The sequence below is a fragment of the Marinomonas phycocola genome (genome assembly GCF_047525455.1).
Classification (GTDB): domain Bacteria; phylum Pseudomonadota; class Gammaproteobacteria; order Pseudomonadales; family Marinomonadaceae; genus Marinomonas.
Map to the genome: position 1 here is coordinate 44,551 of NZ_JBLIXL010000021.1, position 10,479 is coordinate 55,029.

Annotated in this window: 16 protein-coding genes; 15 read left to right on the plus strand and 1 reads right to left on the minus strand. The window is 42.6% G+C overall.

Translation table 11 applies throughout. The features are described from left to right. Window positions 1-8 precede the first annotated feature (8 nt). From ACMUMJ_RS13750 to ACMUMJ_RS13820, 15 genes are all read left to right on the plus strand, one after another. Entirely contained in the window at window positions 9-1,760 is a 1,752-nt protein-coding gene (locus tag ACMUMJ_RS13750) for a replication endonuclease (protein ID WP_414679423.1), read from the plus strand. A 12-nt stretch (window positions 1,761-1,772) separates the two neighbouring features. Then, the gene (locus ACMUMJ_RS13755) at window positions 1,773-2,069 is read left to right on the plus strand and encodes a hypothetical protein (protein WP_414679424.1); all 297 of its coding nucleotides are present in this window, start codon (window positions 1,773-1,775) and stop codon (window positions 2,067-2,069) included. Beyond that, entirely contained in the window at window positions 2,062-2,487 is a 426-nt protein-coding gene (locus ACMUMJ_RS13760) for a hypothetical protein (RefSeq protein ID WP_414679425.1), read from the plus strand. The genes ACMUMJ_RS13755 and ACMUMJ_RS13760 overlap by 8 nt, the downstream gene beginning before the upstream one ends. Next, the gene (locus ACMUMJ_RS13765) at window positions 2,484-2,954 is read left to right on the plus strand and encodes a hypothetical protein (protein WP_414679426.1); all 471 of its coding nucleotides are present in this window, start codon (window positions 2,484-2,486) and stop codon (window positions 2,952-2,954) included. Before ACMUMJ_RS13760 ends, ACMUMJ_RS13765 begins: the two co-directional genes overlap by 4 nt. After that, the gene (locus ACMUMJ_RS13770; RefSeq protein WP_414679427.1) at window positions 2,951-3,643 is read left to right on the plus strand and encodes an ATP-binding protein; all 693 of its coding nucleotides are present in this window, start codon (window positions 2,951-2,953) and stop codon (window positions 3,641-3,643) included. Before ACMUMJ_RS13765 ends, ACMUMJ_RS13770 begins: the two co-directional genes overlap by 4 nt. A gap of 140 nt (window positions 3,644-3,783) precedes the next feature. After that, window positions 3,784-3,948, plus strand: coding sequence for a hypothetical protein (locus ACMUMJ_RS13775; protein WP_414679428.1), 165 nt, complete (start codon window positions 3,784-3,786; stop codon window positions 3,946-3,948). Between the two features lie 2 nt (window positions 3,949-3,950). Continuing rightward, a complete protein-coding gene (locus tag ACMUMJ_RS13780) occupies window positions 3,951-4,814 on the plus strand; it encodes a major capsid protein P2 (RefSeq protein ID WP_414679429.1) in 864 nt (287 codons plus the stop codon). Window positions 4,815-4,829: 15 nt separating this feature from the next. After that, window positions 4,830-5,108: a hypothetical protein gene (locus ACMUMJ_RS13785; protein WP_414679430.1), complete on the plus strand. Its 279-nt coding sequence runs from the start codon at window positions 4,830-4,832 to the stop codon at window positions 5,106-5,108. A 265-nt stretch (window positions 5,109-5,373) separates the two neighbouring features. Continuing rightward, a complete protein-coding gene (locus ACMUMJ_RS13790; RefSeq protein ID WP_414679431.1) occupies window positions 5,374-6,102 on the plus strand; it encodes a hypothetical protein in 729 nt (242 codons plus the stop codon). 1 nt (window position 6,103) lies between these two features. Further along, entirely contained in the window at window positions 6,104-6,901 is a 798-nt protein-coding gene (locus ACMUMJ_RS13795; protein WP_414679432.1) for a hypothetical protein, read from the plus strand. After that, complete coding sequence (locus ACMUMJ_RS13800; RefSeq protein ID WP_414679433.1) at window positions 6,901-7,509, plus strand: hypothetical protein; 609 nt, start codon at window positions 6,901-6,903, stop codon at window positions 7,507-7,509. The genes ACMUMJ_RS13795 and ACMUMJ_RS13800 overlap by 1 nt, the downstream gene beginning before the upstream one ends. 3 nt (window positions 7,510-7,512) lie before the next feature. Then, a complete protein-coding gene (locus ACMUMJ_RS13805; RefSeq protein WP_414679434.1) occupies window positions 7,513-7,983 on the plus strand; it encodes a hypothetical protein in 471 nt (156 codons plus the stop codon). Then, window positions 7,976-8,803, plus strand: coding sequence for a transglycosylase SLT domain-containing protein (locus ACMUMJ_RS13810; RefSeq protein WP_414679435.1), 828 nt, complete (start codon window positions 7,976-7,978; stop codon window positions 8,801-8,803). The genes ACMUMJ_RS13805 and ACMUMJ_RS13810 overlap by 8 nt, the downstream gene beginning before the upstream one ends. A gap of 9 nt (window positions 8,804-8,812) precedes the next feature. Continuing rightward, a complete protein-coding gene (locus ACMUMJ_RS13815) occupies window positions 8,813-8,956 on the plus strand; it encodes a hypothetical protein (RefSeq protein WP_414679436.1) in 144 nt (47 codons plus the stop codon). 2 nt (window positions 8,957-8,958) lie between these two features. After that, on the plus strand, window positions 8,959-9,144 hold the full coding sequence (locus ACMUMJ_RS13820) for a phage holin (RefSeq protein ID WP_414679437.1): 186 nt from the start codon (window positions 8,959-8,961) through the stop codon (window positions 9,142-9,144). Between the two features lie 15 nt (window positions 9,145-9,159). Here the strand turns inward: ACMUMJ_RS13820 and ACMUMJ_RS13825 are convergent, their stop codons facing one another. Continuing rightward, on the minus strand, window positions 9,160-9,951 hold the full coding sequence (locus ACMUMJ_RS13825) for a hypothetical protein (protein WP_414679438.1): 792 nt from the start codon (window positions 9,949-9,951) through the stop codon (window positions 9,160-9,162). Window positions 9,952-10,479: the final 528 nt, after the last annotated feature.

The window sequence follows — 10,479 nt, forward strand, 5'->3', positions numbered from 1 at the left end:
TGGGCATGATGATTTTATCTACTCCAACCCCACAGTGCATAAAGTGGCGCTCTGATTTACTGGACGGTGTAAGTCCTCAGCACGTGGGCTTTTATCGCTCGCGTCTTGACGAGTTAGATAGAGAAAAAGGATATGTAGCAGCTAATACGTGGCTACGTGAATCTGAGAAGAGAATCAAGATAGATAAGATCGTTTCGAGGCTTGGCTCTATGTCTGCATGTGTCAAAAGAGAGGCTGAAAGACTATCAAAGAAAAACATTAATACTGCGCTGTCTTGGGTGGTTAGCGTGTCTGATCGTCTCTTTTACTGTGATGAATTGATCGCGGAATTGACAGCCGATAAGTTAGAAAGTTGGGCGCAAGAAAAAAGTCGTCGCTTTGAAATGTCGGCAAAGTCAAAGCAGGCAAAATTTAGAGACGACTTCTTTGATTATGTGAAGAATCAGGCAAGGGTTGCAAGAGCTCTGTTTAATAGCTGGGACGATGACGAAAAACTAGCGGCCTTAATATTGCGTATGTACACGCCAGAATGGTGGAAGCGTCAAGCTAAGAATCAATATAGACACGTTGAAAATGTCCGCAGGGAGTGCGGCCAAGTTTGCTATAAAGAATCAGCGTATGTGTCGCGGTGGGGTATTCAGCGTTTCAGAAGGCAAAAACAAAATAATCGTGCTTATTTGGAAAGCATGGAAGCGGTAAATCAATATGAGCAGAAATTCTTGCTTTCACAGCTTGCAGAAAAAAGCATTTCAAATCCGATTCATTGTAAAGCCGAGTTGATGGTGAGAGTAAAGGGCTGTCAAAGTTTGGCGGTAGAGCACGGTCATGATGCTTACTTTATTACGTTAACTTGCCCGTCCAAATATCATGCAATTCATAAAGAAACAGGCCATAGAAACGGCAAGTTTCAAGCGTTTGGCTGTCCAACTCCACGCGATGCACAACAGCACCTAAGAGCGGTTTTTGACGCTTTTGGCAAGGCGTGTAGTAATAAAGGGCTTCACTACTACGGCATTAGAACCGTAGAGCCGCATCATGATGGGACACCGCATTGGCACCTAATTCTGTTTGTTGATCCTAAACAAGCCACAGTGATTTTGGGTGAGTTTAGGAAGCAGGCTTTTAAAATCGATGGTGAAGAAGCAGGCGCAAAGAAACACCGCTTTGAAGCTAGAAAGATTGATCCAGCCACGGGCGGTGCAGCGGCTTACGTTGCTAAGTACATAGCAAAAAACATAGACGGTGTGGACGCCTACGGGAAAATCCTTGGCACTGATGAAGAAAGCGACCTAGATACCATTAGTTCAGCGGAACGAGTGCAAGCTTGGAAAAGCCGCCACGGTATCAGACAGTTTCAATTTGTCGGCTCTGTCTCTGTCACTGTCTGGCGTGAAATTCGACGTTTAAAAGATTCTATTCCCGAAACTTTTATAGACATTTATAACGCAGCAAAAGCCAGCGATTGGAAGCAATTCACGGTGCTCATGGGTGGCATGTGGGCGGGTCGTAATCAAACAGTAAAACCATTTTATGAGTCGTTAGAGCTAAACCAATTTGGTGAGCCTAAAAAATGCGTTAGGGGCTTGGTGTCTGTTACTGCTGAATATGTCAGTACCCGACTTTATGAATGGGCCATACAGCGTGTCGGCTCTGTCTCTGGGCTTGAACTTCAAGAAGCGGCAAAGCCGTTTCCTAGTTCTCGTGTCAATAACTCCCCGCCTCCTGATTCGTGGCGGAAAATCAACGTAGTTTATATGTAAGAAGGGCTAAAAATGGAAAACAATCAATTAATACAAATCATGCTAAAGAGAGAAACAGCACAAGACCTGTTAATGAACTCATTGAAAAACTTACAAGACGTAAGCCCTATGAGTTTGATTAGTGGAGGCTTTAAGGGGTTGGGTAGCGTGGCGGCTCAACTTGAAAGTGTCGCGTTTCTGAATGACCAAGTCATTACAGAATTGACAGGTAGAGCAATACAAGATAGCCGAGTAATTAATGAACTCGTTCAAGATGTGCTTGGTTATAAAGAGAAATTAGATAACTTAGAGGGGCTTATTAATGGCTGAATTAATCGGGTATATGAAATGCGGCATCGGTAGTTGTACCGATACCGCAGAAGTAAAAAAAGCGGGGGGTAAAAGAGCCAGTCTTTATACCGTTTGCCCTTCCTGTGGAACCAATCAGGGTAACGGGGTAAGGCGACAAAACGAGATAACTGAAAACCTAAAGGCTTCTCGTGAAGAGGTGAAAAAAGGGGTGGTATCCGATACCGAAGAAAGCCCTGCTATACCTACACAAAATGCGGCTTTGAGCGTTTCAGAGGATACCGATAATAAGCCTAAGCCGATATCTGAAAATAAGCCTAAAGGCTCGCCAGCTTATCCCCCCGTGTTATTGGGAGCTTTGGCATTAATCGCGGCTGTTGTAACAGCCATTTTTGCAACTCGTAAACCTACAAATAAACCTAAAGGACAAACAGCATGAGTCAAGAACAACTAGACATGATCGAAAACGAGAATGAAGAAACCGCGACTATATCAAGCGAACAAGCGGCCTTCATAAGCCAACTTGAGTCAGAAGAAGAGCAAGAAGACTTTAATCCAGCACAAGAAAAACTTGAAAACGAATTTGACGAACAAACAGCGGGTATGACCGCTGCTATGAGTTTGGGAACAATTGAGTTTGCATTGCGTCGTGTAGTGCATCCTGATTTTGAGTTTACTGAAAGCACAAAAGCTTATGCAGTTGAAAACTTGTCTCCTGTCCTGATCAAATACGGTGCTATTGTGCCTGGTTGGTTAAGCCAATATGACGCAGAAATTAAAGCGGCCATGGCGGTTGGTAAATTAGCGTCTGAGGGTATGGACACGGCTCATAAACTGAAAAAAGCCGATGCTGAAAAAGCCCAAGCCAAAAAAGATGAAAAAGAACGTGTGAGGGTGGCCGCATGATCCTACAGCCAATTAACCCAAATAACCGACTAAGTGCAGAACATGCGCTTTTTGTCGGTTCCTCTGGATCGGGAAAAACAACAGGCGTAAAACAAGTTGGAGTAATTAAGGCCACGGATCAAGTAGCCTTGTTTGATCCCTATTGTGATTATGACGTGTTGTGTGGTCGAGAGGTGCGCCGCTATACCTCATTGGCCGCTTTTGCTCACGCCTTATTTTCAGCTCGTATTGCTAAAACGGGGCGCGGTTTTAAAATTGCTTACAGTCCTAAAGACGGGGCCAACACTAAAAACTTAGATTCGTTTTCAAAAGTGATATGGGGTGCTGGTGACGGCAACCATAAGAAACCTTTAAAAGTGGTTTTTGAAGAACTGGCCAAGTGTGTAACGACCAGCGGTGCGGCACGTGGTGCCTTTGGTGAAATTCTAACAGGAGGGCGTAAATTTGGTATTCATGCGATTTGTATTTTTCAGCGTGGTCAAGAAGTACCTAAAACGGTTATGGGTCAATGCTCGATTAAATGGGTGGGCAGACAGCAACGAAAACAAGACGCGGTGTATTTGGCTAATGAGTTAGATTTGCCCGTTGATAGGATTATTACCTTGCCTAAATATAACTATTTAATGAAGACAGACGATCACGACATAGGTCAATTCGATTCTGGAAAACTCAAAAAATTAGCCGCTTGATGCGGCTTTTTTGTAAAGAAATTGTAAATTTATACCTTTAGGTATCGGAGCTTTTTTTGGTCTTGACTCGATACCGACCCCTTGCCCTATTCTCCAGCCTGTTCAAACAAATCAATTAACAAACAGAACAGGTAAAAAAAATGGATGTAGACGACATTAAAAACACAGTGAAAAAGAACATCGATACCAAACTTTTAGTCACTGGTGTTGTAACGGTTTTTGCGGCTGGCTTCGCTATTTTTGTGGTAGGTAAAATGGGGAAAGTTGGTAAGCAAGTTGCCGCGATCGCAAAGGGGGGTAAATAGTCATGCCTCAATCAGTTACGGATATTTTACAGTCACCAGATGGTTCAATTGGGTCAGGTAATACGCTTCAGCTTCGCCTTTCAAACGGTGCAGTGTATGAGGCGCTCTACATTGAAACCAACATTCCACACAATCTGCTTAACAAAATCAGCATTATCAATGGTGCAGATGACTATTGGGTAACGTCTGGCTCTCAGATCGTAGACGTGTTTGAAAAGCACCGTAACCGCACTGTCGCAGCGAGTGACTTTTTACCTATTCGTTTTAGTGACCCAGATGCGGCCATGATGGATGTACAGGGCTTAACAGCGCTGGTTCCAGAAGCGGGTGACTCTTGGCTTTTAAAAGTGGAGCTTGGCACATTACCAGAAGCACCCGCCGAAGGTTGGAAGTTTTTTGTGTGGGCTGAAACAACAAGTCCGATTAAAGCAATGAACGATGGAAAAGGTGGTGTCCAGCTTATGCAACGAACACGACAAATCGAGAGGCGCTTAGATCGTAAAGTTATTACAGCAGCGGTCATGGGAATAAACACGTTTGACAAAATCACCAAAGGCCCAGAAATTAATGTTCGTACGATTTACATAAAAGGAGATGTGACCGAAGTCGAATTCGAGGGTAAGCGAAACGGTCAAATACAAAGCAGATGGAAAGTTTCAAAAGAGCTGAATTCTTTCTTACAAAAAGTCAAAGCTCAACGTAACGGAATTCAAGACATTTCGGGCTATTTCATTATTGACCCTATCGCATCGGGCTTTTCGTTTGCTGACATGATGGTCACGAATTACGATGAAATTAACATCAAGTTCAAGTGTGCGACGGCTGGGACAGTTGAGTTTATCACTGACTACGTTAAAAGACGCTAACAGGGGGCCTAGGTTATGGCAGAGTCTATTTTAGACGAAGCTGGAAGATGGTTAGGTGGAATTTTGGATAAAGGGCTTGATGTTTATCAGAATATTGAGATGTCAAAGCACGAAACAAATTCAACACAATTGCCTGCCAGCGTCGGTGTTACAGAACCAGTTACGCAGCCAGATAACACGGCAAAAAACACAGGCATTTCTGTTTCTTCTGTCGAGAATATAGATAATAAAATTTTGATGGTTGGGGGTGGTGCGTTTGTGCTGCTGCTGCTTGTTGTTTTGCTGAAAAAATAGGGAGATAACATGGATTTGAGCGGATTATTGTCAGGAGGTAGCGGTGGAATAACGGGCGGTTCAAGCGAAGCGGGCGGAAATGACAGCTTGAAAGGGGGCGGAAATATAGCTTTTGGAGTGTTGCCACCGCTGCCACCGCTCCACGGCCGTCATTCTTCTGTTAGTCAGCTTAGTGCTACAGCAAAAATAAGTGATTCTATCTTCACTTTGAGAGCTTTGCTGGGTGCAGCTTGTGTTTTTTACATTTTGATAAAGAGGCGATGAGATGGGGCTTTTTAGTTCGAAATCAAAAAAAACAACAAACAACTACACGCAATCAAGCGCAGCACAATCGCAACTAGGGGACGCATTCAGCTCGACAAATGGCAGTGTCAATGTAACAACATTGGATGGCGGTGCCGTAGCGGGTGCAATGGCGCTGGCGGATAAAGTGGTTGCTCAGAATCAAATGCACACAGAACAAAACAGTGCAGCGAGTATCGAGTTATTACAGAGTACTGCGAACAATAACGCCACGCTGGCGGGAATGTCGATTGATAACAGCGCGGCATTGGCAGCCGCAGGAATGGAAGCCCTAGCAGAGTCGCAAGCTCAAGCGCTTGCGGCATCAAAAGCGCAAAACGAAGCGGCATTAAAAGCCAATTCGCAGATAGCAAGTCAAGCCATTGCGCAAAGCGGTCGATCAATGCAAGCAATATCAGAGTTTGCTAACGAATCATTCGAGCGTGTTGCTGATAGTTCAGATACAGCAGTTCAAGCGATTCAGGAAACAAGTGAAAACGCGATGGATCAAGCAAATGTGGCTTTTAGTCAGTCGTTGACAGCAATCACGAAAAGCAATGCTGAATCACAGATTCAGATGGGTGACGTGTTAACAGACGCACTAACGCATGGACAATCATCAATGCAAGAGAGTTCACAAAAAATGGTGATTTATATAGCGGGTTTTATTTCGCTGTCGCTTGCTACCGTGTTCATTTTCAAGGGGCGCTAAATTGAAATTAAACATTAGTAACTCATCAGTTACAGATTTGCCGAACAGTGGGGAGTGGCTTTTTATTCAATCTGCTCTGGGGGATATCGATGTAACGTTTGTTCATGATTCAAAATCAAGAACAATCACAATCGGACAAGGCGAAATGATTGAAATGCCCTACACGGGCTTGCAATTTCAAGCACGTGGAAGCACTCAAGAGATTCAATTTCGAATCGGCTGGGGCAAATACACACCTAATATAACGGCTGTTACATCAACAATCATCGATCAAATTAAAAAGCCGATTGAAATTAGCGGTGTTAATTCGGAGCTTAATGTAAAAAGCATTGCTGATTCTGTCACTGTGAAAGAAATATCGGAAGCTGTTGAAGTATCAAAAATCAATGATGCTGTCACTGTGAAAGAAATCTCGGAAGCCGTTGAAGTGTCAAAAATCAATGATGCTGTCACTGTGAAAGAAATCTCGGAAGCCGTTGAAGTGTCAAAAATTACGGAAAATGTAAAAACGGTTGAGCAAATACGAGAAAGTTTTGTTTCAACTGATTATCCAGTGTTAGCAAATTCGTTTATTGACGTGCCCGCCCGTGATCGCTCACAAATCATGTTTCAGAACATGGGCGAGAATGAAACGCGCTGCCGAGTCTCTGACGCTGATGCGCTGGCCGCGTCGGGCCTGTGGTTAATTGGTGGTGGCTCTCTTTTCGGAGAATCGCCAATTCTAAGAACAAAATCAGCGTTCAGAATTTGGAATACATCAGACGTTGAATCAATGATAACAGTGAACGAGGTTTTTTAATGACTACAACAAACATTAGTAAAAGTACTGTTTTTAACAGTTATGATAGTAATTTTGTAACGGGTATTTTTGGCGAAGGTAAGCGCCTATTTTTAGAAACATCACAAAATTTCGTAGCCCCAAAAACGGGTAAATATCGTGTTCGAGTGTGGGGCTGTGGTGGAAGCAGTTACTATGATGTAAAAAAAAAATTACTTAATGTTGGAAGCGGTGGCGGTTTTTCGATGAAAGAAATAGAACTCAACGAGGGGGATGTGGTGCCAGTAAATGTAGCTGTGCAATCTCCACAATCGTCGTCATTTGGCGCTTTTCTTTCTGCGACATCGGGAGCCAACCGAACTAGCAATAATTCTGTTTTTGGTGGTAATGGCATCGGTGGTGATATCAATGTCACTGGTCATAGGTCGTACGTATTTTCATATGCAAGTTTCGATGATGCGTTGAAAAAAATTAAAAGATTTTGCGGTTTATCGATGAAATATTCTTTTTTATCTGGCGAAAGTTTCGTAAAAAAAAATGATATTGACGCTTTCGAACAATTTGCAAATGTGGGTTTCTCAGGCCACGGCAGCCTGAAGGGCCTCGGCTTTGTGATCGTGGAGTATTAAAAAATGAAATACGGACGTATCAAAAACGGTGTTGTCGTTGACATTGCCACCGATCCTAAAAACCAGTTTCATCCTATTTTGGCTGCTGAATTTGTTGAAATTCCCGACGATGTAGGCGCTGGCTACACGTTCGACGGCACGAATTACACTGCGCCAGAATTTGATGAAGATGAAATTGATCAATTGGATGACGTTTCTGGATCAATAAAAATTTCACCTATTGAATTTAAACTTTTATTTAACGTTAATGAGAGAGTAAAAATAAAAGAAATACGCGCTAAAGACGATATTTTGGACGATTTTTACGCAATGCTGGATGACCCACGCTTGACTGTTATTGATTTGTCAAAACGAACAATTGTCGAAGCCGTCAACTACACGTTTGATGCGTTGGAGAATGCTGGTGTAGTCAGTGAAGAAAACAAAGAGACTCGCATTTTTGAAGTACTGGGCGGTCAAGATGTTGATGCCTAAACTTTCACCTGTTCCTAGTTCTGAAAGCTGGCTTTTAGTCGATGATTGGCATTACACAAGTTTAGCGGGTGAGCGATTTGAAATACCCGCTGGTTTTGTCACTGATTTAGACAGTGTGCCTCGTATTCCGTTTGTTTATGCACTGTTTAAAGGGCGTGTACGGGTGGGCGCATTACTTCACGATTGGCTGTATAAAAACGGTGTGGATCGATTAAAGGCGGATAAGCTTTTAATCGAAGTTGGCGAAATTGTTGACAGAGTTGCCATTGAATATCTAAACAATATTTATAATGCCGTTAGGGCGTTTGGTTGGACTCGATACAGAGTAAAGAAGAATGAAAAAATTACTATTGTTGGGAGCGTTGGCGGGGGCGTGGTGGATGCTAAAAAAGTGAATGCGTGGGTGCCGCCTGAATCTGCCGCGCCCTACGTTGACGACATAGCGAAAGCAGAGAAACAGAATGGTATCCCGTTTGGCTTACTTGCTCGTTTGCTTTACCAAGAGTCTCATTATCGAGATGACATAATCAAAGGTCAGACCGTAAGCCATGCGGGGGCCGTGGGCATTGCTCAAATCGTCCCGAGATGGCACCCGAACGTTGACCCATTGAACCCAGTCGAAAGCATTTATTATGCCGCTGAATACTTAGCACGACTTAAAAGCCGTTTTGGTGACTGGGAGACGGCTTTAGCGTCGTACAACTGGGGTCAGGGTAATGTGTCAAAAGCTCAAAGTAAGTACGGCGATGGATGGCTTTCACATGCACCCGCTGAGACGCAAAACTACGTTAATCAAATCAGCGCTGACGCGCTGGCATAAGGAGGAAGGATGCCATTGTTACTATGGCCGCTTTTAGCGGGTGGCGTTGGGTTTGGCGCTGGCTGGTTCACGAATGACAAATACGGCTGGATGAAGTGGGTTGCTATTGGCGTTATTGTTTATCTAGTCTTAAAAAAGCAAAAGATGATGTGATTATGGATAGAGTTACTGTAACAACTTATAGTTCGTCATTCGTTGCGTTTTTTGGCGGAATTACGATTAATGACGCAGCAGCGGTTGGTGGGCTGGTGATCGGTGTGGCTACGTTTGCTGTAAATTTTTGGTTTAAGCGACAGCATTTACAGATTGCAAAGAGAGAAAAAGAAAAGGGGGCTAATTAATCGCCCCCTTTTTTTTTACAAGCGTTTAATTGTCGTACCAACTACAGTATCTTCTTTAAAAATAAATAAGGTTAAATCTTCTGTTCCATCATCTGATGCAACACCAGAAAATATAATGCCTTCATATTCTCCATTGTTAGTGCTTGTGTTGCAATTACTTGCTGTTGCTGAAACTAAAAACTCTGAATATTCAAAATCGTCATCTTTTGCTATTAACGACATAGAGCAATTATCACCTGTTTCTACAAACGTTGATTGACCATTTTCAAATGTTAGTGTTGTAGGGTTGCTTTCAAAGTGTTCGAACCAACTCCCGTCAAAACTGGATAAATCGCGGTCTTTCTTAAACTCGCTATTATTTACTTGCTCTACTGTAAATGTTTCACTAAATGTATTATCTGTTACAGCATAAGTTGCACTAATTTGATTATTTTCTAGTGATAATGTTGTTGAAACTTTATTATCAAGAAAGGATTCATCTTCTGTTTCGTAAAGCGTTAGATCTGCTGTTGCATTGTTGCCTTCCCATTCAGCGTTTCCGAATAAGATAGCTTCGCTGTCATCTTGGAAGATAATAACAAAACCTGATTCACTGATGAATGCTTGAGATAGATCATTGTCCCAAACACCGACGGCACCTAATGGTGCTACTTTTGGCGCTAATGTTACGTTGTTTGTTGTCGTTTCGATATTGCTTGTATCACCGCCACCGCCACCGCCACCGCCACCGCCACCGCCACCGCCACCGCCACCGCCACATGCTATCAGGGTCGATGATATTAGAAGTGGTAAAAGTAATTTTTTCATCCGTATGTTCCTTGTTTTTTAGTTTTTTTCAAAATCGTGTTCATAATAATTTAAGTGTCCATATTGTGTCCACACAGGAGTGTGTATATAGCTAACAACTGTACATATATACAGTATTTTAATTATTGTTTGAGCCAGTAAATGCGCTGTATACCGCGTATTTACTGCATTCTGAAAACATGTTTTTATGGGTTCGATCCCCCCCGCCTCCACCGATTAGAAGCTTGATTTTAAAGAAATTTTTTTATAATTAAGTTAAATATGTTGTCCATAAATTGCCTAGCCATTTTAGACAGCAATAAAAAAAGCCGCCATTAAGCGGCTTTTTTTATGCCTGTAATTTAACATTCTTTAATTACAAACAACGGTTAAATTTGCATTATCTTTACTGACTAATTCAATGAAGGTAAGCGTACGGCAAACCACACCTTGTTTCTATCTTAGAGCTTAATATTCCAAGGCAGCAGGTCTTCTAGGCTGTCCTCTGTATTGCGCTTCGGAAGTTCTTCAAATAATTTCACTAGATAT